23 protein-coding genes are annotated in these 25,621 nt (G+C 69.8%); 14 read left to right on the top strand and 9 right to left on the bottom strand.

Annotated features, from left to right (window positions below):
- Window positions 1–136 precede the first annotated feature (136 nt).
- From RNZ50_00415 to RNZ50_00380, 8 genes are all read left to right on the top strand, one after another.
- Entirely contained in the window at window positions 137–541 is a 405-nt protein-coding gene (locus RNZ50_00415) for a hypothetical protein (GenBank protein MDT8853517.1), read from the top strand.
- 27 nt (window positions 542–568) lie between these two features.
- Window positions 569–3,457 (top strand): hypothetical protein, encoded by a 2,889-nt coding sequence (locus tag RNZ50_00410; GenBank protein ID MDT8853516.1) that lies wholly within the window; start codon window positions 569–571, stop codon window positions 3,455–3,457.
- 51 nt (window positions 3,458–3,508) lie between these two features.
- Entirely contained in the window at window positions 3,509–4,426 is a 918-nt protein-coding gene (locus tag RNZ50_00405; GenBank protein MDT8853515.1) for a WcbI family polysaccharide biosynthesis putative acetyltransferase, read from the top strand.
- A gap of 208 nt (window positions 4,427–4,634) precedes the next feature.
- Window positions 4,635–5,165: a hypothetical protein gene (locus RNZ50_00400; protein MDT8853514.1), complete on the top strand. Its 531-nt coding sequence runs from the start codon at window positions 4,635–4,637 to the stop codon at window positions 5,163–5,165.
- A 127-nt stretch (window positions 5,166–5,292) separates the two neighbouring features.
- On the top strand, window positions 5,293–6,003 hold the full coding sequence (locus tag RNZ50_00395) for a class I SAM-dependent methyltransferase (GenBank protein ID MDT8853513.1): 711 nt from the start codon (window positions 5,293–5,295) through the stop codon (window positions 6,001–6,003).
- A 174-nt stretch (window positions 6,004–6,177) separates the two neighbouring features.
- On the top strand, window positions 6,178–7,566 hold the full coding sequence (locus RNZ50_00390) for a hypothetical protein (GenBank protein ID MDT8853512.1): 1,389 nt from the start codon (window positions 6,178–6,180) through the stop codon (window positions 7,564–7,566).
- On the top strand, window positions 7,559–9,739 hold the full coding sequence (locus RNZ50_00385) for a hypothetical protein (protein ID MDT8853511.1): 2,181 nt from the start codon (window positions 7,559–7,561) through the stop codon (window positions 9,737–9,739). Before RNZ50_00390 ends, RNZ50_00385 begins: the two co-directional genes overlap by 8 nt.
- 13 nt (window positions 9,740–9,752) lie before the next feature.
- The gene (locus RNZ50_00380; GenBank protein ID MDT8853510.1) at window positions 9,753–10,748 is read left to right on the top strand and encodes a sulfotransferase; all 996 of its coding nucleotides are present in this window, start codon (window positions 9,753–9,755) and stop codon (window positions 10,746–10,748) included.
- A gap of 178 nt (window positions 10,749–10,926) precedes the next feature.
- On the opposite strand, the gene istB is transcribed toward RNZ50_00380, so the two are convergent.
- The 3 genes from istB to RNZ50_00365 all read right to left on the bottom strand — a co-directional run bounded on the left by istB (window position 10,927) and on the right by RNZ50_00365 (window position 14,474).
- Window positions 10,927–11,742: an IS21-like element helper ATPase IstB gene (istB, locus tag RNZ50_00375; GenBank protein MDT8853509.1), complete on the bottom strand. Its 816-nt coding sequence runs from the start codon at window positions 11,740–11,742 to the stop codon at window positions 10,927–10,929.
- Window positions 11,739–13,247: an IS21 family transposase gene (gene istA, locus RNZ50_00370; protein MDT8853508.1), complete on the bottom strand. Its 1,509-nt coding sequence runs from the start codon at window positions 13,245–13,247 to the stop codon at window positions 11,739–11,741. The genes istB and istA overlap by 4 nt, the downstream gene beginning before the upstream one ends.
- A 120-nt stretch (window positions 13,248–13,367) precedes the next feature.
- Window positions 13,368–14,474, bottom strand: coding sequence for a hypothetical protein (locus tag RNZ50_00365; protein MDT8853507.1), 1,107 nt, complete (start codon window positions 14,472–14,474; stop codon window positions 13,368–13,370).
- A gap of 221 nt (window positions 14,475–14,695) precedes the next feature.
- Here RNZ50_00365 and gmd point away from each other — a divergent pair, with 221 nt between their 5' ends.
- Genes gmd through RNZ50_00350 form a run of 3 tightly spaced genes read left to right on the top strand, consistent with a single transcriptional unit; the run spans window position 14,696 to window position 18,301 of the window.
- Window positions 14,696–15,814 carry a GDP-mannose 4,6-dehydratase gene (gene gmd, locus RNZ50_00360; GenBank protein ID MDT8853506.1) on the top strand — a complete coding sequence of 373 codons (1,119 nt, stop codon included), beginning with the start codon at window positions 14,696–14,698 and terminating at the stop codon, window positions 15,812–15,814.
- Window positions 15,815–15,849: 35 nt separating this feature from the next.
- A complete protein-coding gene (locus RNZ50_00355; GenBank protein MDT8853505.1) occupies window positions 15,850–16,830 on the top strand; it encodes a GDP-L-fucose synthase in 981 nt (326 codons plus the stop codon).
- Window positions 16,831–16,879: 49 nt separating this feature from the next.
- Entirely contained in the window at window positions 16,880–18,301 is a 1,422-nt protein-coding gene (locus RNZ50_00350) for a mannose-1-phosphate guanylyltransferase/mannose-6-phosphate isomerase (GenBank protein ID MDT8853504.1), read from the top strand.
- A gap of 28 nt (window positions 18,302–18,329) precedes the next feature.
- Here the strand turns inward: RNZ50_00350 and RNZ50_00345 are convergent, their stop codons facing one another.
- From RNZ50_00345 to RNZ50_00325, 5 genes are all read right to left on the bottom strand, one after another.
- The gene (locus RNZ50_00345; protein MDT8853503.1) at window positions 18,330–18,887 is read right to left on the bottom strand and encodes a hypothetical protein; all 558 of its coding nucleotides are present in this window, start codon (window positions 18,885–18,887) and stop codon (window positions 18,330–18,332) included.
- A gap of 139 nt (window positions 18,888–19,026) precedes the next feature.
- Entirely contained in the window at window positions 19,027–19,812 is a 786-nt protein-coding gene (locus RNZ50_00340) for a sulfotransferase family 2 domain-containing protein (protein ID MDT8853502.1), read from the bottom strand.
- Window positions 19,813–20,008: 196 nt separating this feature from the next.
- The gene (locus RNZ50_00335) at window positions 20,009–20,449 is read right to left on the bottom strand and encodes a hypothetical protein (protein ID MDT8853501.1); all 441 of its coding nucleotides are present in this window, start codon (window positions 20,447–20,449) and stop codon (window positions 20,009–20,011) included.
- Complete coding sequence (locus tag RNZ50_00330; GenBank protein ID MDT8853500.1) at window positions 20,446–20,775, bottom strand: hypothetical protein; 330 nt, start codon at window positions 20,773–20,775, stop codon at window positions 20,446–20,448. The genes RNZ50_00335 and RNZ50_00330 overlap by 4 nt, the downstream gene beginning before the upstream one ends.
- A gap of 1 nt (window position 20,776) precedes the next feature.
- Window positions 20,777–22,339, bottom strand: coding sequence for a DUF2793 domain-containing protein (locus RNZ50_00325; GenBank protein ID MDT8853499.1), 1,563 nt, complete (start codon window positions 22,337–22,339; stop codon window positions 20,777–20,779).
- Window positions 22,340–22,521: 182 nt separating this feature from the next.
- Between RNZ50_00325 and RNZ50_00320 the strand changes: the two genes are divergently transcribed.
- Window positions 22,522–23,904, top strand: a complete 1,383-nt coding sequence (locus RNZ50_00320) for a phosphomannomutase (protein MDT8853498.1) — start codon at window positions 22,522–22,524, stop codon at window positions 23,902–23,904.
- 12 nt (window positions 23,905–23,916) lie between these two features.
- Here the strand turns inward: RNZ50_00320 and RNZ50_00315 are convergent, their stop codons facing one another.
- The gene (locus RNZ50_00315; GenBank protein MDT8853497.1) at window positions 23,917–24,966 is read right to left on the bottom strand and encodes a tyrosine-type recombinase/integrase; all 1,050 of its coding nucleotides are present in this window, start codon (window positions 24,964–24,966) and stop codon (window positions 23,917–23,919) included.
- 39 nt (window positions 24,967–25,005) lie between these two features.
- Here RNZ50_00315 and RNZ50_00310 point away from each other — a divergent pair, with 39 nt between their 5' ends.
- Complete coding sequence (locus RNZ50_00310) at window positions 25,006–25,251, top strand: type II toxin-antitoxin system prevent-host-death family antitoxin (GenBank protein ID MDT8853496.1); 246 nt, start codon at window positions 25,006–25,008, stop codon at window positions 25,249–25,251.
- Window positions 25,248–25,619: a type II toxin-antitoxin system VapC family toxin gene (locus RNZ50_00305; protein MDT8853495.1), complete on the top strand. Its 372-nt coding sequence runs from the start codon at window positions 25,248–25,250 to the stop codon at window positions 25,617–25,619. The genes RNZ50_00310 and RNZ50_00305 overlap by 4 nt, the downstream gene beginning before the upstream one ends.
- Window positions 25,620–25,621 lie beyond the last annotated feature (2 nt).

Here is a 25,621-nt window from a genome sequence, read left to right as displayed (position 1 = left end):
TCATCTTCATGCGATTTTCAGGTCGGAACATAGCGGATCCCCGCCGTTCGCACCGCGATGCGAGTGCGGGTCGCATACGGGCCTTTACGATGGCGCCCCAGGTGACCATGGTGGCCGGAACGATCGGGAGCACAACTTGAACTTGTTTTCGGAAACCCACGCACAACTTCTGCCCGTTCTGCGGCAGGACGGGTCCGCCCTGGAATCGGACCCGGTCCGCAGCGTGCTGCACGGTCTGCGGCAGCGCCTGATGCTGGCCTATTGCGTGCATGCCTTCGTGGCCTACGAACGCTATCTCGACATCTTTTCGCTCCGCCTGGGAAACCGCAGCCTTCAGGAGGCGTTCACGCTGGCAGGATGGGATTTCTTCGAGGAGGAGTTCCGGAAAGACCCGTCACGGCCCGACATCGCGATCGGTCTCGCGGTCGCCAGGATCAGGGCCGGCGACATCGGCCGGGGTCGGCATCTCTTGCGGCGCGTTGCCGCCTCGGGTTTCAGGGAGCGCGATCTTGCACGCCAGCTTCTGGGCAAACTTGCATGAACACGCCGGTATTTTGAGGATGCGTCCGTGATTTCTGTCTTGATGACCGTCGGTGACATGCCGGAGGCGCGCCGTGCGCCGGTGCTGGCCGCGCTGCATGAAAACCTGGCGAACCCGCGGGTGCGCGACATCCACGTGATGACCGAAGGCAGCATCGGCTGGATGGCCGAGGCCGCCGGGGCCGGGGCGTCGCGGCTGCACCTGCATCCGGCGGCGGCGCGGCCGACCTTCGCGGCGCTGTTCGGACTTGGCAACACGCTGCTGGCCAACGGCGCGGGCACGGTGGCGCTGATGAACGGCGACATCAGCATCGCCACCGCCGGGGATGCGGCCCGGATGCTGGAGGCCTTCGAGAGCCTGGCCGACCTGGCCGAGCCGGTGGTGCTGGCCCTGTCGCGCCACGAAGCCGAAGCGGGGGTGCTGCAGATCGCGCTTTACGATGGCAGCGGCCTGCCGAACTGCCTGTCGGCCGACTGCTGGGTGTTCCAGACGCCGGTCAGGGTGACGCGCGAGCTGTTCTACGCCCCCGGCCAGATGAACTGCGACATGTTCCTGGCCTCGGACCTGCTGGCCGCGGGATACCGGCTGTTCAACCCCTGCCTCGACATCGTGGTGAAACACCACGAACCGGCCAAGGACGACGCCTTCTACGCCGGGAAGCTGCAGGAGGACGGGGTCAGGAACCTGACCGACCGGCACCTGAAACAGAACGGCATCGACCCGTTCAACTACTTCGGCGTACCCTGGACCACGACCGGATGGCTGCGGCAGGGCTATCGCCCCGTGCCGCAGAGCACCAACCGCAGGCGGCTGATGCTGGCGGTGCCTGCGGGCCGCGAGGACGGCATCGGCGGGCAGATCGAACGGCTGGCCGCGCTGGGGGCCGGGCATGGGCCGGAGTTGCAGATCCTGTGCGAGGGCGACATCGACCGGCTGGTTGCGGCGAATGCCGCCCTGCTGGCGCGGCATCCGCAGATCGTGGTGACCAAACCGCAGCACGGCCTGGCCGAGGTGCGCGCCGCCCTGCTGGAGGGCCGGCAATACAGCTTCCGCCGCCTGGCCTTCGTGGGCGAGCTGTCGCGCCTGACACCCGCGGTGCTGGCCGAGGCCGAGGGCTTCTTCGTCGGCCTGGGCGAGACCGAGGCCCCGGCAGGGCCGGCCATCGGCTGCACGCTGATCACCTCGGTGTTCCGGTCCGACCCGTTCATCCGGGGCTTCATCAACAATTCGCTGGCGCTGGAAGGCTATGACCGGCTGGTCGACCACATCTTCCTCGTCGCGAAACTGTCCGAAACCGAGGTCGCGGCCTTCGCCGACCTGCTGGGCCGCCAGCGCAACGCGCTGGTGCTGTGGCACCAGACCGACCCGGGGCTTTACGCCTGCTGGAACGCCGGCATCCGCATGGCGGGGCGGACCTACGTCTCGAATGCCAACGTCGATGACCTGCGCGACCCGGCGCAGGTGGTCACGCTGATCCGCGATCTGGAGATGCACCCCGAGGCGCTGGTGGCGGCCACCGCGATGAACCCGTTCCACGACTATCCCGCCGACGGCACGCTGCCCGCCGAGCGGCTGGCGTGGTATGGCGACCGGGCGGGATATTTCGGCTTCTTCGATCTGGCCTATCTGTCGGGCGACACCCCGCCTGCGCTGGTGCCGCACAACATGCCCCATTGCATGCCGATGTGGCGCCGGTCGCTGCACGACCGTTACGGCTGGTTCGACGAGCCGCGGTTCGGCACCTTCGCCGACTGGGCCTTCTGGCTGAAGGTGCTGCGCGACGGAGGCTCGGGCTGGCTGGAGCGCGAGGCGCTGAGCTTCTATCTGGTCAACCCGACCTCGCACAACCGCCGCGGCACCGACCTTGACCGCCATCATGCGGTGGTCGAGGCCGAGTTCCTGGCGGATTTCGTCGCCCGCCGCGAAGGCCGGCCGGCCTGGGCCACCCGGAAACCCGCCACCGTTCCGCGCAAGCTGAACCTGACGGGGCACGAGACGTTCTTCGGCACCCACCGCAACAACTTCAACGAACTGATCCACGCCCTGGCCCCGCTTGACCGGGGCGACGGCACCGGGTGCCGCCTGATCCCCTTCGTCGAGCGCCAGTTCGTCTGGGGCACCGACCCCGGCGAAGCGCGGTCGGACACCGCCGCCCCGGTCACCGAAGACTGGGTCGGCATCCTGCATGTGCCCTTCGATGCGCCCGAGTGGTACAACCCCGAGGTCAGCCCCGAGCATTTCCTGACCTCGCCGCTCTGGCGGCAGTCGCGGCCGTCGTGCCGCGGCATCATCACGCTCTGCGCCGATCTCGAGGCCGACCTGCGGGCGTTCGACCCGACGCTGCCGACGCTGGCCGTGCGCCACCCCACCGAGATGGAGGTGGAGATGTTCCGCATCGACGCCTATCTTGCCCGGCCGCGGGTGGTGCAGGTTGGCGACTGGCTGCGCAAGCTGCAGGCGATCCACCGCCTGCGCGCCCCGGGACACGAGCGGATGATCCTGCTCAAGCGCTGGACCGAGAACTATCTGGAACACGAGGTCAAGGTCTTCGGCGACCACCGCGACCCGGCGGTGACGGTGGGCCGCATGGTGCCCAACGAGGAGTACGACCGCATCCTGTCAAGCTCGGTCGTGCTGTGCCTGATGTATGCCACCGCCGCCAACAACGTGGTGGTGGAATGCATCGCGCGCGCCACGCCGCTGCTGATCAACCCGCTGCCCGCCGTGGTCGAATACCTTGGCCCCGGCTACCCGCTTTACGCGCGTGACGAGGCCGAGGCCGACCTGCTGCTGTCCAGCCCCGCCCGGGTGCGCGAGGCGCATCTTTACCTGCTGCAGCGCCGCGCCGAGATCGACCTGACCTACCGGGGCTTCTGCCGCGAAATCGCGGAGTCCGAGTTCTATGCGCGGTTGTAGATCACCCGAGGCACCGGGGCGGGCACCGATGCCTGAAGGAAAAGAACAGGAATGGCCGAACCCATGACAGCCCCGCAGCCGACCGTGATGGTTCTTGCAAACTGCACGCACGCAAGCATTGCCGCCGCATTGCGCAAGAGCGGGCACTTCTCGAAGGTCGAGTCGGCGGTCGTCTACAGCATGCCGCCCGACAGGTTCGAGCCGCAGGCACAGGCACTGGAAGCCCATGATTTCATCCTGACCATCGAACACGGCGCCGCTTTCGGACCCTTGTCGACAAAGGCGCTGAAGGAAAGATACGCCGGCAAGGTCGTCACCCTGCCGACCCCGTTCTTTTCCGGCCTGATGCCCGACATGGCCTACCTGAGAAAGAACAACCAGATCGCCCGCCCCGAAGGGCCTTTCGGGGGGTATCACAGCGGGCTGATCCTGCGGGAATGTCAGGACGGGCTTTCGCAGGACGATGTGGTGGGCCGCTACGAAAGCGGCGAGGCCTTCGGGCGTCTGGACATTCGGGGCGTCTGGCACGACAGCCTGAACGAGTTGAAAGCGCGCGAGGCGCACACCGATATCGCCCTTTCCGGCTATATCGAAAGCCGGACGGAGTCGGACATGATCGGGACCGATTTCCTGACGATGAACCATCCGGCGGAAGGGCTGATCAACCACATTGCCCAAGCCTTCCTGTCGATCGCGATCGGCGCACAGGCCCGGATCGTGCCGCTGGAGGCATCCGAGCACGGGCTGAACAGCGGCGCCCGCTGGCCGCTGCATCCCGCAGTGGCCGCAGAAATGGGTCTGCACGCACCGGCAGGGGTAACCTACCGAATACGGGCAAGCGCGGGAAATGAAGAATTCTCGGAGGCTGAGTTCGCAAGGCGCAGTTTTGAATACTTCTGCATCCTGAACGCTCCCGACAGCTTCGAGATACATTCCCCGCGCTATATCGGGCCGCGCATCCGGCATTGACAAAAGGATGCGCAGCCTCCGCAAAAGGGAGAACTGAAATTTGCCCGCATGGGTATCACAAGGGCAAGATGGCCAGACGATGAGAAAACACCAGGAATTCCGCACCTTCGACCGTTCGAAGCCCCTTGTTTCCCTGCATGTGCCCAAATGCGCAGGCTCCGGCCTGTGGCAGTCCTTGCAGGATGCCTGCAAGCCCCGGTTCAGGACGATGGCCTATTATCCCGACATCGGCTATCTGCTTCCGGCGGGCTGGAACGCGCCGGAAACGATCATCCACGGTCATTTCGTCCGGCGCAACGGACAGGCGGTCGAAACCGTGTGCAGCGGTGCCGATCAATACATCACGGTGCTGCGCGACCCGTTCCAGGTTGTCGTTTCCGCGTATTTCTACGGCAAGAAGGAAGGAATGAGCTGGGCCACAGCCCACAGCCTCGAATGGTTCATGGAGTGGTGGCTGAAACAGGAACAAGGCCCGCTGATGAGCGCATTGCCGACCATCAAGGGCTATCGGTCGGTAGAGGACTATGCCGCCAGCTTCATCCAGATCGGCGTCGTGTCCCGCATGACCGAGTTCTATGCCGCGCTGGGGGGCATTCTGGGTGTGGAGTTCGCCGGCGAGAAGATCGTCAACGCCTCGGCATACGGGGAAGACATTCCGGATCTCGAACCGGCGTTCCGGAAAAGGTTCCCCCTCGATTTCGACCTGTTCGACTTCGCGGACCGTGCGACTGCGGGCTGAAACCGGGCCAGCGGCCCCCGGAGGACGCGTCGCTGGCAGGCGAATTGGCGGCAGCCATTTCTGCTTGACGGGTCAAGGTTTTCATGGCGAGGGTGACGGGATTTTCCAGAGGACGGAACAGACGCAGATGGATTACGCCGAGTGGATCAAGGACTGGCAGGCCAACCGCGCCCCCGAGGTGGAGGGCTGGGTGGATGGCCGCCTCTATCCCTCGCTGGTCTGGCTGCACGAGATCCAGACCGAGCTTGGCGTGACCGGCGGCGCGCTGGAGATCGGCGTGCATCACGGGCGCTTCTTCCTGCCGCTCAATGCCATGGTGGCCGAAGGCGAAGGGCCGTCCTTCGCGCTTGACCTGTTCGGGGATCAGGCGCTGAACATCGACCACAGCGGCCGGGGCAACCTTGACATCTTCCGCGCGAACCTCGCGAAGCATGACCGCCACGGCGGTGCCAACGTCGAATGCGTCGCGGGCGATTCCACCCGGCTGCGGCACCGCGACCTCGCGCGCTTCACCGCGGTGCGGCCCAAGGTGATCTCGGTCGATGGCGGCCATACGGTCGAACACACCATCAGCGACATGGAATTCGCCGAGGCCATCGTGCATGACTCGGGCGCGGTGTTTCTGGATGACATCCTCAACCCGCACTGGGTCGGCGTGTTCGAGGGTGCCGTGACCTACATGCAGCGCCGCCCGACCCTGTGGCCGCTGCTGATCGGATACAACAAGCTGCTGTTCGTGCCGATGTCGGTGCATGGCGCCTACATGAAGGCGTTCCGCAAGCGCCTGCCCGCGGCCAAGACGGTGTCGCTCTGCGGGTATCAGCTGCTGGCCCACTAGGGGCTGTCGGGCCTTTCCGGCGGCGGAGGCGCGGCGGCCGCCCCGGCGCGACCGGTTCGCATCTTGCCTTCGCAGGGGAATGTCCGCAGAAAGAGCGGGTGCCGTGGTTTTCCTGCCCTGCGATCGACCGATCGGCCCTCACCACTGACACCTGAACGAGCGATGGTCCGAACGATGGATGAAAGACAAGGCGCGCGGGCCCCGGGCAACGGATCGGCGGCAACCCCGGTGACGCTGCTGCTGGTGCCCGGCCCGGGGCAGGAAGGCGACGCCGCCCTGGCGCTGCGCGGCAGGCTGGCGGCCCCGGACGGCAGCGCCGTTGCCCTGGCCGTGATGCCGGATCTGGCGGCGGCGCTGGCCCGGCCGGGCGACGCGCCGGTGATCGTGCTGCACCAGCCGGCCGAGACCGCCCTGACCGGCGCGATGGCGCAGGGCACCCCCCCGTCCGAGGCGCTGGCGGCCTGGATGGCGGCGACGGCGGCGCAGCTGGGCGCGCTGCGCCGGAACCGCCGCCGGATCACCCTGGTCGAGGCCGCGGCGCTGACCGGGGGCGAGGCTGCCGGGGGCGTGCTGGCCCGGCTGGCGGCGCGGCTGGGGCATGCCGTGGCACCCGCCGCCGATGCCGCGGCGGCGGTTCCCACCCCGCCCGTCTTGTCGCTTGCACCAGCGCCGCCCGCCGATCCCGTGCTGGCGGCGCTGGCGCGGGTCTGCCTGGCCGACAACGCCGACGCGCAGGCGCTTGCCTCGGAGCTGGAGGCCCTGGTGCTCGGCCCGGCCGAGGGGCCCCCGGCCCGGACAGAGGGCCTCGCGGATGCCGCCTTCGCCGCGCATCTGGCGCCGGGGCGCGACGCGGGCGGGCGGCTCGGGGCCGAGCGCGAGCTGCTGCTGGACCAGATGCGGCACATGCAGCAGCAGATGGACCAGGCGCAGGCCGAAACCGACGCGCTCGCCCGGCTGCTGCTCGACACCCGGGTGCAGGGGGCCACCGAACATCTGGCCGCACAGGCCCGTCTGGCCGAGGCCGAAACCCGTCTGGCCGAGGCGGAAACCCGGCTGGCCGAGGCCGATACCCGGGCCGCCACGGCCGGGGCGGGCCTTGATGCCTGGACGGCAGAGCGCGGCCTGCTGCTGGATCAGCTGGGGCACATGCAGCAGCAGGTCGAACAGGCGCAGGCCGAGGCCGCCGCCTGCGTGCGGCTGCGCGAGGAGATCCGGCACGAGGCGCCCGCCATGCACGCCCTTGTCCAGGACGACCGCGAGGCGCGCGACAGCCTGCTGGGCAACGAGATCCTGCGTCTTGGCCGGGCCCTGCAGGATGCGCTTGACGCCCGTGCCGCCGACGCGGCACGGCTGGCCGAGGATGCCGCCGCCACCGCACGGCAGCTGGCCGAGCGCGACGCCGACCTCGACCGGCTGCGCCCGGCCCTTGACGCGGCTGGCCGCGACCTGGCCGACACGCGCCGCGAACTGGCGGCCGTCTATGCGTCGCGGTCCTGGCGGATCACCGGCCCGATGCGCAAGGCGCGCCTGGCCGTGACGAAGAAAGACAACCCGGATGGATGAGGCGGTTTCCAGCCACCTGCAGCGCATCGCCCTGGACGGCCCGGTTGCGCTGGTGCTGCATCTCGGGGCCGGGGCCTGCGCGGAACTGCCGGCCTATCTGGCGATGCGGGCGGCGCGGATCCATCTGGTCGAACCCCATCCCGCGGTCGCCGGGGCCCTGATGCGCCGCGTGCAGGCAGAGCCGTCGGTCACGGTCGATGCCCGGGCGGTGGCCGGTCAGGACGGCGTGGCGGGCCTGCACGTCTTCAACTTCGCCCCCCTGTCGAGCCTGCGCCTGCCGACCGGGCTGGCCGAGCTGATGCCCGGCCTGCGCGAGGTCGCCCGCCCCGAGGTCGAGACCGTCAGCGTGGCCGGCCTGATGCGGGGTCTGGACCCGGAGGCCGGAACCGGGGCCGCCGTCCTGGTGATCGACGCGCCGGGCGAGGAGGGCCGCATCCTGGCCGACCTGCAGGGCGGCGGCTTCCTGCACCGGTTCGGCCATATCCTGCTGCATTGCGGCAGGGTCAGCCTGTATCAGGACAGCCCGGCCTGGGATGACCTGCAGCCGCTGCTGCACGCCGGGGGATACCGGGTCGAGGGCTGCTCGGACGCCGATCCCGACCGGCCCTGCATGATCCTGCGGCTGGACCGCCTGGCGCTGGAGGTCACCGCCCTGACGACGGCGCTGGCCGAGCGCGAGGCCCGCCTTGCGGCGCAGGAACAGGCCGCCGCCGAGGCACGGGCCGCCGCCGAGGCACGGGCCGCCGCCGAGGCACGGGCCGCCGCCGAGGCACGGGCCGCCGCCGAGGCCGAAACCCGGGCCGAAGCCGCCGCGCGGGCGCGCGAGGGCCAGGAGGCCGCCACCCGCGATGCCGCCCGCGCCGCCCGCATCGCCGGGCTGGAGGCGCAGGCCACCGCACAGGTGCAGGCGCTGGCCGAGCGCGATGCCCGCCTTGCGGCGCTGGAACAGGCCGCCGCCGGGGCGCGGGCCGAAGCCGAGGCCGAAGCCGCCGCCCGCGCCCATGAAGGCCAGGCGGCCGCGAACCGCGACGCCGTCCGCCTGCAGCGCATCGCCGGACTCGAGGCGGAGATCGCCGCCGCAGCCGCCGCACAGGCACAGGCGCTGGCCGAGCGCGAGGCCCGTCTTGCGGCGCTGGAACAGGCCGCCGCCAGGGCCCGGGCCGAAGCCGAGGCCGAAGCCGCCGCCCGCGCCCATGAAGGCCAGGCGGCCGCGAACCGCGACGCCGCCCGCCTGCAGCGCATCGCCGGACTCGAGGCGGAGATCGCCGCCGCAGCCGCCGCACAGGTGCAGGCGCTGGCCGAGCGCGATGCCCGCCTTGCGGCGCTGGAACAGGCCGCCGCCGGGGCGCGGGCCGAAGCCGAGGCCGAAGCCGCCGCCCGCGCCCATGAAGGCCAGACGGCCGCGAACCGCGACGCCGCCCGCGCCGCCCGCATCGCCGGGCTGGAGGCGCAGGCCGCCGCACAGGCACAGGCGCTGGCCGAGCGCGATGCCCGCCTTGCGGCGCAGGAACAGGCCGCCGCCGAGGCACGGGCCGCCGCCGAGGCCGAAACCCGGGCCGAAGCCCGGACCGAAGCCGCCGCGCGGGCGCGCGAAGGCCAGGAGGCCGCCACCCGCGAGGCCGCCCGCGAGGCCCGCATCGCCGGGCTGGAGGCGCAGGCCGCCGCACAGGCACAGGCGCTGGCCGAGCGCGATGCCCGTCTTGCGGCGCAGGAGCAGGCCGCCGCCGAGGCACGGGCCGAGGCCGCCGCCGCAGCTGCCGAACAGCGGCGCCTGACCTCCGAAACCAACGACCTGAAATCCGAACTGGAGGTCGGCAAGGGCCGCATCCTCGCGCTGATGTCGGAGGTCGAGAAGCGGATCGGCGAGGCCCGGGCCGCACGGCAGGATCTGTCGCTGGCGATCCGCAACCACGCGCTGGCCCAGGGCGACCTGCGCGACCTGCAGGCGCGCCATCAGCAGGTGAACGACATCCGGGCGCGGCAGGAGGATCTGCTGCGCAGGCTGACGCAGCGGCTGGGGGATGCGGCGCAGGTGCTGCAATCGCTGTCGCCGCCTCCGGGCACGGCGGTCATGCTGACTGCGGCGCCGGGGAAGGCGGGGAAGGGCGGAAAATCCGGCAAGAAGAAATCGAAGGGCGGCGCTTCGGCGGGACCGGGGGTCTTGCCAAGATGATGGCGGATCGGTCATGAAAAAGGGCCGGGACCGCGGGCTGCCGCCCGACGACCCGCGCCTCGCCGCCCCGGCCCTGGCCGGAATCGTGAGCGACGCGCTGAGCCTGCTGTCGGAATACGCATCGGCAGACGGCCTGCGCCCCATGTCCAACCGCGTGTCGGACCCCTTGCCGAGCCTGCTTGACGAGTGCCGCGCGCTGTGCGGTCCGGGGGCGGCCTCTCGCGCGCCGGTCCGCCTGCTGCTGCACCAGGCCTGCACCGGCGGGTCGCTGATCGCCAAATGCCTCGCGGCCATGCCCGGCACCACCCTGCTGAGCGAGATGGACCCGCTGAGCGAGAATCACCTGCAGATCTCGCAGGTGGCGATGTATGCGCCCACGGATCTGATCAAGCAGTTGCGCTACAGCCGCCACCCGGCGGATCCGGAGCTTTATGTCGAGATCTTCCTGGCCGGTCTGGCCGTGCTGCAGGACCGCCTCGACCGGCAGGGCCGGAGGCTGGTGATCCGCTGCCATCCGCATTCGCAGTTCTTCACCGCGATCGACCCGGCCTCCCGCCCCGGCGTGACCGAGATGATCGCGCGGCAACACCCGGTCCGCGCCGCCCTGACCGTGCGCCACCCGCTCGATTCCTGGCTGTCGCTGAACAACAACCAGTGGGTGCAGTTCACGCCGCCCACGCTGGAGGAATATGCCCGGCGCTATCTGGCGTTTCTTGACGCGGTGGCGACGCAGGAGGGCGGCAACCCGCCCCCGATCCGCTACGAGGATTTCGTGGCCGACCCCGAGGGGGTTCTGCAGGACCTGTGCGCCCTGCTCGATCTGCCCTTCGTCCCCGGAACCCCAGACCTGATCGCGGTGATCCGCGTCTCGGGCGACAGCGGGCGGTCGGATGCGGTGATCGGGCCGCGCCCGCGCCGGGCAGTGCCGCAGGACATGCTGGACGCCATCGCCGCCAGCCCCGCCTACCACGACCTGTGCGACCGGCTGGGCTACGACGCAGCGCCCTGATCCCGAACGGTCGTTCGGAAACGGATTCAGAAATCCCGCCCGCTCATCTCGGCCGCGCGGATGTCGCGTGACAGGCGGCGGGCGAGGTCTGTAGCGCGTCAACCAGCATGTCCGTGACCGTCAACCACGTTGGCCGGTTTTAGGCCGCTGGGTTGGCGTATCTGGAATTGTTTTTCGCTCAGCCTTCTCCTTTGTCCTTGTTGTCGGCGATGGTTGTCGTTGGCGGTCTGCTCAGCGCCTCTTTGTTGGAGGCGGCCGCGCGCTGGCGGAAGCTTTCGGCATTCATCTCCAGGATCGCTGCGTGATGAACCAGCCGGTCGATGGCGGCGACGGTCATCGCCTTGTCCGGGAAGATCTGGTCCCAGCCGCTGAAGGGCTGGTTGGCGGCGATGGCGATGCTGCGGCATTCGTAGCGCCGGGCGATCAGCTCGAAGAGCACGCCTGTCTCGGCCTGATCCTTGTGGGCGTAGGTGATGTCGTCGAGGATGATCAGGTCGAACTTGTCGAGCTTGGCGAGCGCGGCTTCGAGCACCAGATCGCGGCGGGCGGCCTGAAGTCGCTGCACCAGATCGCTGGTGCGGGTATAGAACACGCGGTGTCCCCGCTCGATCAGGGCATGGCCTATCGCGCAGAGAATGTGCGTTTTGCCCGTGCCGGAATTGCCGATGGCGATCAGATTGCCGCCACCCTCCAGCCAGTCGCCGGCCGCCAAGGCCTCGATCCGGGCGCGCGGCAGGGTTGGCAGCGCCTTGAAGTCGAAGGTCGCCAGCGTCTTGCCAGCCGGTAGCTGTGCCTCGTTCATGTGGCGCTGAATGCGGCGCATGTCGCGCTCGGCCAGTTCGTATTCCGCGAGGACAGCCAGAAAGCGGGCAGCGGGCCAGCCTTCGGTGTCGGCACGGGTGGCGATGTCGGCCCAAAGCTTGTGGAAGCTGGGCAGGCGCAGCGCGGTCAGCATGCCTGGCAGCGTGTGGATGTCGATCTCGCGGGAGGTCATGCGCAGGCTCCCAGAAGGGCATCGAAGCTGTCGAGCGAGGGATGGGCGACGGCAACATCTCTCGGCAGCGCCGTTTGCCGCGGGTTCAGGCAGGATGCCAGAGGTCCGGGATCGGGCACCCGGCCCGCGTCCAATTCTGCTGCCAGCAGATGTGCCAGTTCCGCCTCGCAGGCCCGGTCGTGGGCGATGAACAGCAGGTCGACCATGCGGCGGCAGGCGTCGCGGCGGGGCAGATCACGCTGCAGCACCTGCCAGGCTGCAGCGTATTCGGTTCGCGGGAACAGGCTGTCGCGGTAGATCGAACTCCACAGGGCTTGCGGTTTGCGCCGCAGCGCGTGGATGACGTGATGGTAGTTGATGACATGCACGCGATGGCCGTCGCCGCGACCACGCGCCCTTGTATGGCTGACGACCAGGGTGCTGCCGAGAAAGGCCTCAAGGCGATCGTCGTAAAGGTGGACCCGCAAGCGCTGCCCGATCAGCTGCGACGGGGCGCTGTAGAAGATGCTCTTGACCAGAAAGCCGCTGGTGCGGGTGACCGGAACCACGGTCTCTGTAAAGTCGGTGGTGCGCCGGGACGGCAGGGGCTTCAGATGCGCCTGTTCCGCCTGAACCGCGATCGCCCGCTGCCGGTTGCGCCGTGCCACCAGAATGTCGATGAAGCGGCGGTAGTCCTCAATGCTGGCGAAGTCGCGGCTGCCGCGCAGGATCAGCGCCTGTTCGATGGCCTTCTTCAGGTGCCGGTTCTGGGATTCCACCGCGCCGTTCTCATGAGCTTCCCCGCGGTTGTTGCGACTGGCCTCCATGCCGTAATGGCCGACGAAGGCATTGTAGCGCGTGGTGATATCCTGGCGCTGGTCAGCCGTCAGGTTGCGGAAAGCGGCCGAGAGGCTGTCGGTGCGATGCTCCTGTGGTGCCCCGCCGAGCGACCAGAGCGCCTGCTGCAGGTTCTCGGCCAAGGCCGTGAAGCTCTCCCCGCCCAGGACCACCCCGACATGCTCCCACCGGCTGTAGACCATGACGAAGTGGTAGAGCAGATGCGGGAATAGCTGGCCCGCGATCGTCACCTCCAGCTCCTCGGCATGAGTGAAGTCGGACTGGGCCATGCGGCCCGGCTCCGGCGTCTGGCGGAAGATGATGTCGCGCTCGGGTCCGTTCAGCGCCCGCCACTGCCGCACCCGCCGTTCCAGGGTGCGCCGGATCCGGTCATCGGGGAAGGCCAGCGGGTGCAGGCCCTGAAGGTGGCGCAGCAGGGTGACGGCCTGCAAGGCGCTGTCCCTCTCCAGCAAGGGAAGGATGTCGCCCTCCCAATAACCCTCGAGGGGATCGGCCACCGTGCGCCCGTGAACGATCTTGCGGTTCGAGGGCAGCGTCGGGTTGGCATCGAACCGTCGGGCCGTGCGCTCGCTGAACCCGGCGCGGGCGGCCGACGTGCGCTGACTGTGATATCGGAGGTCGGACATGTATAATCTCAATTGCTGGTCGTTGATGGGTTTGTAGGCCAACCCGGATCCTCCGTTTGACGGCAGAGGAACCCGGCTTACCAACCCGCAGCGACCAGCACCTTCCCCGAAATCAATCAGGCCGGTGGGGCTGCCCTCCAGACGGGCATGCCCGTCTTCCGTTCAGCCCCACCGGCCAAGGTGGTTGTCGGCACCGGCCAAGATGGTTGTCGCGCAACAGAGGTCGGTCATCGAACTCCAGGTGCTGCCAAGGAACCGCCCGGCCCGGCCCAGCAGCAGCGTGTCGGCCAGCGCATACTGGGCCTGCCTGGCCGAGCGGTCGAACAGGCTGCGCGGCAGCACGGCCAGCCGCGCGCCATAGCGTTCTGCGAACAGCGCATAGGTCTCCGGCAGGTCGGCGGCGAGGAACAGGCTGTCTGCCTGGCCCTCGGCGATCAGCGCGTCGATCCGGGCGATGAAATGGCGGGCGTGGCTGCGGCCGCGCCATTCGGCCAGCGCGGCATGGGCCTCGGGGGTCCAGTTCTCGGGGGCCTCGTAGGGCAGATGCTCGAAAGCCGGCCCGCTGGCCATGCGGACATGGGCCGCGACCTGGTTCGGGTGGCGCACCGCGCGCATCAGGTCGGTCACCTCGGGCACCGGCACAAGGGCGTGCAGGAACTGCCGTTCCAGCTTCCACGAGGTCTGCGGGCTGACCAGCGGATAGGCCGAGCGCACGTAGATGTCGCCCGCCGCCGGGGTCTCGCCGGGGATCGGTGCATCCTTGCAGGCGCCGGGCTCGACTTCCATGTAGTTGAACAGGTGGCAGCCCGCCTGCGCCGCCTGCTGCGCAAAGCTGGCCTCGATCAGCGCCGCCCCGTGGGCGAACAGGTCGGGCCAGCGGCATTCGCAATGCACGTCGGGCTGCCAGACGATGACCAGCTCGCGCCCGGTCTGCCCGGCGATCACCGCCGCCGAGGCGATGGCGCGCAGCCGGTTGCCCAGCCCATGCTGCGCATCGACATAAAGCCGGGGGCGGGGATGCGACAGCATCGGGGCGGGCAGGGGGGCCGGGGCAGGCAGCGGCGGGGCAGGTGGCGGGGCTTCCAGGCGCAGCCCGTGGGCCGCGGCGAACCGCGAAAGGAACTCCAGCCGCAGCGCGCCGTCGCCCGCCGCCGCCAGATCGCGCTGCAACCCGGCCAGCAGCCGGGCGGCCCCGGCCCGGTCCTCCGCGGCGATCGCGGCCCGGGCGGCGGCGATGCCCCGCGCATAGTCCGGCACAGGCCCGGTCATGGCGATCTCCGGCGGGCGGGGGGCGGCAGGGGGAGGTGCGGCCCTGCGGCACGCCGCCGGGGGCCGGGCCTCGGGGCCGGGCGGGCGGGCGGCAGGCGGCAACAGGGGGCACGGGGCTGCAGGCGCGGAATGGCATCTTGTTTCCAGTGGATGACCTGACTATCACTTTTGCAGTCCGCATCCCAGACACCCCAAAGACATATCAGGCGAACAGATAGCAAATGAAAAAGGCGTTGATAACCGGGGTCACCGGTCAGGACGGATCGTATCTTGCCGAATTCCTGCTGGAGAAGGGCTACGAGGTTCACGGCATCAAGCGCCGGGCCTCGCTGTTCAACACCCAGCGCGTCGACCACATCTATCAGGACCCGCATGTCGACAATGCCCGCTTCCGCCTTCATTACGGCGATCTGAGCGACAGTTCCAACCTGACGCGCATCCTGCAGGAAGTGCAGCCCGACGAGGTCTACAACCTCGGTGCGCAAAGCCATGTCGCCGTCAGCTTCGAGGCGCCGGAATACACCGCCGATGTCGATGGCATGGGCACGCTGCGCCTGCTGGAGGCGATCCGCCTGCTGGGGCTGGAAAGGAAGACCCGCTTCTACCAGGCCTCGACCTCCGAGCTTTACGGCCTGGTGCGCGAGATTCCGCAGACCGAGACCACGCCGTTCCACCCGCGCAGCCCCTATGCGGTGGCCAAGATGTATGCCTACTGGATCACGGTGAACTACCGCGAGGCCTATGGCATGTATGCCTGCAACGGCATCCTGTTCAACCACGAGAGCCCGCGCCGGGGCGAGACCTTCGTCACGCGCAAGATCACCCGCGGCCTCAGCAACATCGCGATGGGCCTGGAAGACTGCCTCTACATGGGCAACATCGACTCCTTGCGCGACTGGGGCCATGCGAAAGACTATGTGCGGATGCAGTGGATGATGCTGCAGCAGGAGGAGGCCGACGACTTCGTGATCGCCACCGGGGTGCAGTATTCGGTGCGCGAGTTCATCACCTGGACGGCCGCCGAACTGGGCATCACCCTGCGCTTCGAGGGCGAAGGGGTGGCCGAGACCGCCACGGTCGAGAAGGTCTCGGGCAACCTCGCGCCGCTGGTGCGCGAGGGCCAGGTGGTGATGCGCATCGACCCGCGCTATTTCCGCCCCGCCGAGGTCGAAACCCTGCTGGGCAACCCCGCCAAGGCCAAGGCGAAACTGGGCTGGACCCCGGAGATCACCGCGCAGGAGATGTGCGCCGAAATGGTCGCCTCCGACCTGCAGATCGCCCGCCGTCACGCGCTGCTGAAGGCGCACGGGCTTGAAATGCCGGTTTCGCTGGAAATCTGACCCGCAGACCGGGCAGAACGAGGAAAGGGCTTGCTTTGAAAATCTACGTCGCAGGTCACCGGGGCATGGTGGGGGGCGCGATCCTGCGCCGGCTGCAGGCGCGCAGGGATGCGGGCGAGGACATCGGCCTTGTCACCCGCACCCATGCCGAGCTGGACCTGACCGATCAGGTCCAGGTGCGCGACTTCATGCAGGCCGAACGCCCCGACGTGGTGATCCTGGCCGCGGCCAAGGTCGGCGGCATCCATGCCAACAACACCTTTCCGGCCGAATTCATCTATGAAAACCTGATGATGGAATGCAACGTCATCCATCAGGCCTTTGCGGCGGGGGTGCGGCGGCTGCTGTTTCTGGGGTCGTCCTGCATCTATCCGCGCAACGCCCCCCAGCCGATGGCGGAAGACGCGCTCTTGACCGGCACGCTGGAGCCGACCAACGAACCCTATGCCGTGGCCAAGATCGCGGGCATCAAGCTTTGCGAAAGCTACAACCGGCAGCACGGGCGCCAGCACGGGGTCGATTACCGCAGCGTGATGCCCACCAACCTTTACGGGCCGGGCGACAACTTCCACCCCGAGAACAGCCACGTGCTGCCCGCGCTGATCCGCCGTTTCCACGAGGCGGCGGCAGAGGGGCGCGACGAGGTGGTGATCTGGGGCACCGGCACGCCGATGCGCGAGTTCCTCCATGTCGACGACATGGCCGAGGCCAGCCTGTTCGTGATGGACCTGCCGCCCGCGGTCTACGCCGCCAATACCAGCCCGATGCTCAGCCACATCAACGTCGGCACCGGGCAGGACGTGACCATCGCCGAGCTGGCGCGGATCGTGGCGCGGGTGACCGGCTACACCGGCGCCACCCGGTTCGACACCACCAGACCCGACGGCACGCCGCGCAAGCTGATGGACGTGTCGCGGCTGGCCGGCATGGGCTGGCGCGCCCGCATCGGCCTCGAAGACGGCATCGCCGATGCCTATCGCTGGTTTCTGGCACATGCGGCCGAGGCGCGGATGTGACGGCACCCCGCGCCGCACCCCCGGCCCGATGACAACGGAGTTGACCAAGATGCCCACCATCCACCCGATCCTGCTCTGCGGCGGTTCCGGCACGCGGCTGTGGCCGCTGTCGCGCAAAAGCTACCCCAAGCAGTTCTCTGCCCTGATGGGAACCGAGACGCTGTTCCAGGCCAGCGTGCGGCGGCTGGCGGGCCCGGGCTATGCCCCGCCGGTGGTGGTCACAAACTCCGACTTCCGCTTTCTGGTGACCGAACAATTGACAGCGGCCGGCGTCGATCCCGGCGCGGTGCTGATCGAACCTTCGGGGCGCAATACCGCGCCCGCGGTGCTGGCGGCCGCCCTGTGGCTGGCGAAAAGCGACCCCGGGGCGCTGATGCTGGTGGCGCCGTCGGACCATGTGATGCCCGACGTGGCCGCGTTCCGCGCCGCGGTCGAGGCCGGGGTGCCCGCGGCGATGGCAGGGCAGATCGTGACCTTCGGCATCCAGCCGGTGCGGCCCGAAACCGGCTACGGCTATCTGGAACTGGCGGCGGGGCAGGGCGGCGAGGGGCCGCAGCCGCTGGTGCGCTTTGTCGAGAAGCCCGATGCCGCCCGCGCCGCCGAGATGCTGGCGGCGGGCCGGTTCCTGTGGAACGCCGGGATCTTCCTGTTTTCGGTGCAGACCATCCTTGCCGCCTTCGCGGCCACGGCGCCGGCCCTGCTGGGCCCGGTCGGCCGCGCGGTGGACGAGGCGAAGGCCGACCTCGGCTTCCTGCGTCTGGCCCCCGGCCCCTGGGCCGAGGCCGAGGACATCTCGATCGACTATGCCGTGATGGAGCGGGCCGCGAACCTGTCGGTCGTGCCCTTCGCGGGCGGGTGGTCGGATCTGGGCGGCTGGGATGCGGTCTGGCATGAAAGCGGGCCCGATGCGGCGGGCAACGTCTGTTCCGACCATGCCACCGCGATCGACTGCCACGACACGCTGCTGCGCTCGGAATCGCCGCGGCTGGAACTGGTCGGCATCGGGCTGGAAGACATCGTGGCCATCGCCATGCCCGACGCGGTGCTGGTGGCGCGCAAGTCCGACGGGCAGCGGGTCAAGGAGGCGGTGGCCGCGCTGAAGGCGCGCAAGGTGCCGCAGGCCGAAACCTTTCCGGTGGATTACCGGCCCTGGGGCTGGTTCGAAAGCCTGGTGGTCGGCCGGCGCTTCCAGGTGAAGCGCATCGTCGTCCACCCCGGCGCGGCGCTCAGCCTGCAAAGCCACCACCACCGCTCGGAACACTGGATCGTGGTCGAGGGCACGGCAAAGGTGACGGTGGACGGCGAGGCGAAGCTGGTGAGCGAAAACCAGTCGGTCTACATCCCGCTCGGCGCCGTGCACCGGATGGAAAACCCCGGCAAGGTGCCGATGGTGCTGATCGAGGTGCAGACCGGCAGCTATCTGGGCGAGGACGACATCATCCGCTACGAGGACATCTATGCGCGCAGCTGAGAAGGATGTGTGACCGGTGAAGGAGCCCTCAAGCCTGCCGCTCTACTATGAAGGGCAGTCCGTCGCCGACATGGAAGCCGCGCTGCGCCGCACGTATCTGACCGGGTCGGGTTGGCTGGAAAGCGCCACGACCAAGCTGCCGCAGAAGGACGGCAAGCCGCTGCCGTGGTTCACCTACGCCGCCATCCGCTTTCTGGAACAGGAAATCGGCCCCGGCCTGTCGGTGTTCGAATACGGCGGCGGCAACTCGTCGCTGTGGTGGGCAGAGCGCGTGCGCCGCGTGGTGACGGTCGACCATGACACGGCCTTCGTCGAGCGGATCCGGGCGGGCCTTCCCGCCAATGCGTCGCTGCTCGCCTGTGGCGAAAACGCGCCCCCGTCGGGGGTGCAGGCTGCCCGCCTGCTGGCCGCGGCCCCGAAGATCGTCGACCCCGAACGCAGCCCGCAGACCCTGCGCAGCGGCCAGATCAACGCAGGCTTCGAGGGCTATGCCTCGCGGATCCTGGAGTTTCCGCGTGACAGCTTCGACATCGTCGTGGTCGACGGCATGGCGCGGGTGCTCTCCACCTGGGCCGCGCTCGAACATTTCCGGACGGACGGGTTCATCGTCTTCGACAACTCCGACCGGGATTTCTACCGACAGGCCTACGACATGCTGGCCGACCGGGGCTATCGCCGCATCGACTTCTGGGGGGCGGGTAGCCGCGGACGCGCGCGGCGGGGGATCAGCCGGGCGCTGCGTCCTTCCGCTGCCGGCGCTGCCGGGCGAGCCGGGCCAGCCGGGGATGGCGGTGCGGCCGCAGGCGGGTTTCGGCAAGGGGGGCCGGGTCGCGGGCCGGGTCGGGGTCATAGCCGAACAGCTCGAAATCCCCGGCATAGAGACGCTGCATCCGGGCGACGGTGCCGGGATCGGTCAGGTGGCTGCGGTAGCTGTCGCCGGCCCCGGTGCCGTGCTGGCGGCGGGCCACGCTGCCCGCGATCCGGCCCGGAAGCAGGCGCGCCAGCAGGTCGGGCAGCAGCGTGTCCATCCGGTCGAGATCGCCGACGAAATTCGGCGTGACGAAGGGGTGCAGCGTGTTGATGTGCTGCGGGCGCCAGTGCGGATCATGCGCTTCGGGGGGGATGCCCGAGATGAACTCCACGAAGGCGTCAAAGCCGATCGGGCGGTCGGGGTCGAGACCGTGCCTTGTGGCGAATTCGGGCCAGACCCGGTCCCGCGGCGGCAGGACCTTGTTGAGATAGGCCGAGACCAGCCGGGCATGGGGGTTGCGCACGAAGGTGAAGATGAAGGCATCCGCGGCCCAGTCCAGCTTGCGGATGTCGTTGTCGAAGGGCGAGCCTTCAAGGACATGGACATTGCCGATCTTTGCGGGCGGACTGCCTGTGATGGCGGCCCAGAGGCTGGCCTTCACCGTCGAACAGCCGACCTTGGCGTTGTTGAGGTAGATGAACCGGTTCGCGCGGTTCGCCCGCAGGCTTTGATGCAGGATCTTCGGCCGGGGTGCTGGCAAAGGGGGGGCTTGCGGACGGGGTGCTGACGGGTTGGGAGCTGTCTGCATCGGAGGCGCAAGATATCCGGATGGGGGCGCGGCCGGGGGCGGTCACACGCAGTTTGCCGTCTGGCCCGCAGGAAAGCCCGAGAATGGCGCCGGGGTCAAGGGGCCCGCCAGAAGCGACGCGCCTGGCGGGCCTGTCACCGGGGCAGGATCAGACCTCCTGTGCCATGGCGGCCCATTCCGCCTGTGCGCGGTCCAGGGCGGCTTCGGCCTGCTGCGGCGTCGCGGCGTGGTGTATCGCCGCCGTCGCCCGGCGCCGGATGCCGGTCAGGGCGGCGATGATGCCGCGCCAGGCGTCGGCGTTGTGCAGGATCTTGCCGCAGAGCGCGGTTTCGCTTTCACCGAAGACGGCCGCCTCGTCGGCGATCAGCACGGCCTGTTCCGGGGTGGCCCGGCAGGCCAGCACGGCGCGGGCGGCGGCCTCCTTGGCCGTCCAGCTCAGCCGTTCGTCGGCAGGCACCGGGCCGGTGATGGCTTGGGTGGTGGCGTCGATCCAGGCGACAAGGGCGGCAAGCGCCGCGGCCTTCGCGGCGGACAGCCGGGCCTTCGCATGGGCTTCGGCGGTGATCAGTTGCCCGAGGTCGATGTTCATGCGTCATGCTCCGCGATCGGGCCGGGTTCGGCGTCATGGGGGGGAAGGGCCACCGGCCCGTCGCCGGTCAGCAGCAGCGGCGCGGGGAACAGCGTCCCGGGCGGCGCATCGGGCCCGTGCGGCAGGATCAGCGTCAGGTGCAGCACGCCGCCCGTGCGGGTGATGTCGGAGCCGAGCCAGTCGCAGGCCACCGCCGCGCGCGGCAGGGTGGCGCCCTCGGGGATGCCCGCGAGGTCGAACGGCTCGCCGTTGACCGTCAGGGTGTCGCCCGCACGGTGCAGGGTCAGGGTGCCGTCGTGGCGGCAGGGGGACAGGGTGATGTGCATGTCAGGCTTTCCAGCGGCCGATGAAGGTTGCGGTGACGGTGGCGTCGGTCCCGGCGTAGCTTGCCGCCCGCACCAGCGTGACGAACCCGCCGAGCGTGGCGCTTGGGGCCGAGACGCCTTGATACCAGCAGGGGTTGGTGGAAACGGTATGGGCGCTGAGGCATCGCACCGGGGGGGCGTGGAAGGCGGCGGGCAGCGTGCCGAGGTTGACGCCCGCAGAGATGAAGCAGGATCCCGACGCGGTGTTGACCGGCCCGAGCCCGGATATGATCCTGGTCGCGATCATCGTGCCGTCCGCCCATTTCGTGTAGGAGCCATTGGCGTTCGTGCCGCTTTCGATGACCGCCCCGGATGGCACGCCGCCACTGTCGGTCACGGTGCCCACGATGTTGCCCTGGTGGAAAAGCTCGGTCCAGGTCATCGCCCCGGCGTCGGTTCCGCGCCAGCCGACATGCACCCGCTGCGTCGCCCGGCTCGCACCCGCGATGCGCCCGGCCAGCACCAGATGCCCGCCTTCCGCCCCCGCCTCGGCCCCGCCGGCCCGCGCGACGAACGCGCCCCCGAAATACGGCAGGTTGACCGGATAGCCCGCAACTCCGTTTTCCGTGAACCGCCAGAACCCGGCGCGCAGTTCGGCGGTGAAGTCGGTGATCGGGGGGCTGTAGTCCGATCCCAGGCCGAAGGGGCCCCGCCCGCCGACCATGCGCAGCAGGCGCCCGTCGGTCGCGTCGGTCACGCCCGACTGCACGGCGGTTCCAGTCACCGGCAGGTCGATCTGCAACGCGGCCGAGGACAGCAGCGCCCGCAGCACCCCGCCGGCCGACAGGCCGATCTGGTGCGCCCCGGGGGCCCAGAGGCCCGTGCCCGGGCTGGCGGCAAATGCCAGCGACGGCGCGGCGGCGGTCCCGTCCGCCACCAGCGCCCCCAGCGGCAGCGAGACCCTGCCCGTGGCCGCCGCCACCGTCAGCCCGGTGTTCCAGGCCGCGCCGTCGGCGCTGACCTTGATCGCGAAATCGTCGCTGCCCGCCGTGCCCATCTCGGCCCGGCCGGAAAATCCGGTCTGATACAGCAGGCTGGCGGTGTCGCCGGAGGCGGCCTTGTTGACCTTGAGCTGATGCCCCGCCCCGGCGTGGTTCAAGAGCGTGGCCGGGCTGCTGACCGACAGCCGGTTGGTGGCGTCGGGGGTGGCCGCGACCCCCAGCCCGGCCACGCGCAGCGGCTGGTCGGCGGGCACCTCCCAGCCGCTGCCGGCATGGGTGGCGCGGCTGTTCTCGGCCAGCACATGCGCCGACCAGCCCGGCTGCGGCACCAGGAACTCCCAGTGATCGGTCACGAACACCGCGATGTCGCCGTCATGCCCGGCCCAGGCCCCGGTCGCGCCGGGGGCCACGATATGGCGGTCGCCCGGCTGCGGCCCGGCGGGGGGCACGGTCAGATCGCGGGTCTGCACCACGGTCTGGACCAGCACGTCCAGAATCCGCAGCGCCTCGTTATGCGTCACATGTTTCTGGGCCTGCGCAGGCATGATGAACGGCAGGGCCAGAACCGGGGACAGGTCGGACATCGATACCTCCAGGACACGGGTCTGCGCCAAGGGGTAGCCAAGGACGGTAAGCATCCGGTAAGGGCACCGTGCGCTGCCCCCCCGTTACCGCCCCCGCCTTGCCGGAAAATCGGCCTCCTGCTAGGTTCCGGCGCGGCGGCGCACCACCGCCACCCCGCAAGCAAACCGCCGAAGGAAGCCCCATGCCCCCCAAATTCGGAACCAGCGGCCTGCGCGGCCTTGTCACCGAACTGACGGCCGATCTGGTCGCCGCCCATGTCGGGGCCTTCATCCGGTCCTGCCCGACCGGAACCGGGCTGTTCGTCGGGCGCGACCTGCGCCCGTCCTCGCCCGCGATCGCGGCCGGGGTGGTGCAGGCGGCGCGCGCCGCGGGGCTGGCGGTGACCGACTGCGGCGCGGTGCCGACCCCGGCACTGGCGCTGGCCGCGATGGGGGCCGGGGCGGCGGCGGTGATGGTGACCGGCAGCCACATTCCCGCCGACCGCAACGGGCTGAAGTTCTACACCCCCGCGGGCGAGATCACCAAGGCGCACGAGACCGCCATCCTGGAGGCCCTTCAACAGCCTGCCGCCCCCGCCGCGCCCGGCCCCGTCCCGGTGGCTGATGGCGGCGCAGGGGCGGCCTATGTCGCGCGCTATGTCACCGCCTACGGTCCCGACGCGCTGGCGGGGCTGCGCATCGGGGTCTATTCGCATTCCTCGGTGGGCAGCGACCCGCTGCTGGCCGCACTGGCGGCGCTGGGGGCGGCGGTGACCGACCTTGGCCGGTCGGACAGCTTCATCCCGGTCGATACCGAAGCGGTCGATGCCGCCACCCGGGCGCAGTTGCAGGGCTGGGCGGCGGCGGGGGTGTTCGATGCCATCGTTTCCACCGATGGCGACGGCGACCGGCCGCTGCTGACCGATGCCGCGGGGCAGGTGATCCCGGGCGATGTGCTGGGCCAGATCACCGCGGCGGCGCTGGGGGCGGAGGTGGTGGTGACCCCGGTATCCTCGAACACCGGGGCCGAGGCGTCGGGCCGCTTTGCCAGGGTGGTCCGCACCCGCATAGGCTCGCCCTTCGTGATCGCGGGGATGGAGGCGACCGGCGGCCGCGTCGCGGGCTACGAGGCGAACGGCGGCTTCCTGCTGGGCTTTGCCGCCGATGGCCCGGCAGGCCCGCTGCCGCCGCTGATGACGCGCGACGCCCTGCTGCCGCTGATCGCGCCGCTGGTGGCGGCGCGCGCCGCAGGGCTGGCCGCCCTGGTCGCGGCAGAGCCCGCCCGCTTCACCGCCGCCGACCGCCTGCAAGAGGTGCCGACCGACCGCAGCCTGGCGCTGGTGGCCGGGCTGGCCGCAGACCCGCGCGCGCGGGCCGCCTTTCTGGCCGGGCTGGGGGCGGTCGAGGCCGGGGTGGACCGGACCGACGGGCTGCGCCTCATGCTGGAGGGCGGGCGCATCCTGCACCTGCGCCCCTCGGGCAACGCGCCCGAACTGCGGCTTTACACCGAGGCCGAAAGCCCCGCCGCCGCCGGGGCGCTGTTGGCCGCGGGCCTTGCCGCACTGGCCCGCGCGCTGGAGGCGTGACCGGGCGGCCCCTCAATCTCCCAGCAGGTTTGTCGCCGGGTTGTCGCTGATTTCCACATCGGCATAGTATTTCTGCGCCTGGATGGCCGATCGGTGCAGCGACAGCTGCATCGCCGCCGCGAGGGGCGCCCCATCCAGTGCCGCCTGCGTCAGGAAGCCCGAGCGCAGCCCGTGCGGCGTCGCGTAATCCTCGGGCAGGCCCGCCAGCTTCAGCCGGTGGCGCAGGATGGTGCGGATCGCGTCGGGCGACAGCTTGCGGTCCAGCGCGCGGTCGGCGGTGCTGACCGGGCGGAACAGCGGGCCGTCGGTGATGCGGGCCGCCTCGATCCAGCCGATCACCGCCCGCGCCGCCCTGCCCTTCAGCGGCAGGCGCGGCGCGTCGCCCTTGGCGGTGGTCTTGGTTTCCAGCAGCCGCAGCCAGAGCAGGCCCTTTTCGGCATAGTCCTCGGTGCCGACATCCTCGCGGCAAAGGCTGGTGATCTCTGACCGCCGCCGCCCGCCCGAGGCGAAGCCGAGGCTCAGGATCGCCCGGTCGCGCAGGCCGCGCAGGGAATCGTCGCAACTGGCCAGCACCTGTTCCAGCACCTCGCGCGTCACCGGGCGCGGCGATTTCGGCCGCCTTGGCCGGGCGGCCGCCTTGCGGCCCTGGGCACGGGCCTGCTTCAGAAGCGGCGCCTCGAACGGCGAGGCGAGGTTCTTCATGCGGTGAAACGCCCGCCACGAGGCGATCCGCCGGTCCAGCGTCGCACTGGCGGGGCAGGCAAGGCCGAGCCGCAGCCCCCGCGCAATCAACTCCAGCGCCGCATCCTGCGCCGGGCCGGGCGTGTCGGTCAGGTCGATGGTGTGATCGAGCACGAAGCGCAGCGCCACCCGCTCCTCCTCGGGCCAGCCGAGCGGCCTGCCGAACACGGCCGCCTTCCACGCGGCGATGTAGGCCAGGTCGCGCTCCCATGCCCGCAGGGTGTTCGCGGGCGTGCCGCGCCGGTAAAGTGCGCTCAGCGCCGCCTCGTCCTCGGTCGAGAGGGTGGCGGGGGCGGGCAGGGGCAGACGTTGCGCAACCATCAATGATGACCTACATTATGGACAGAAGTGGAGGTGCCGATGCGGATTGCCATAGCCGAGGCCAAGGCCCGGTTTGCCGAGATCATCCGCCGGGCCGAGGCGGGCGAAGAGATCGAGTTGACCCGGTATGGCTGCGCGGTGGCCCGCATTGTGGGTCCGGGGCCGCAGAAGCGCCAGCCCCTGATCGGCTGCATGAAGGGCCGCTTTGCCGCGCCTGCCGACATCCACGCGGGCGATGCCGAGATCGCGGCCCTGTTCGCCGCAAGCGAGATCGCGCCGCGGTGAGGCTGCTGGTCGATACCCATGTGCTGATCTGGGCGGTGCTGGAGGATGCGGCACTGCCGCCGCGGTTCCGCGACGCGCTGTCCGACCCGGCGGCAGAGGTTCACATCAGCGCCGTTTCGGTCTGGGAAGTGGCGATCAAGCGCGCCCTCGGCAAGCTGTCGGTGCCCCACGACCTGTTCGACCAGGCGGCATTGGCCGGGTGCCTGCCGCTGCCCGTCACCTGGGGCCATGCGGCCGCGGTGGAAGCCCTGCCGCCGCATCATGCCGATCCCTTCGACCGGATGCTGATCGCACAGGCCAGGGTCGAGGGCCTGACGCTGCTGAGCGCGGATCGTCACTTCGCGGCCTATGATGTGACCCTTCTCTGACG

It is taken from the genome of Paracoccaceae bacterium Fryx2, from assembly GCA_032334235.1.
GTDB lineage: Bacteria > Pseudomonadota > Alphaproteobacteria > Rhodobacterales > Rhodobacteraceae > JAVSGI01.
Note: the sequence above shows the minus strand (reverse complement) of the source record. Positions and strands in the feature narration are given on the sequence as shown.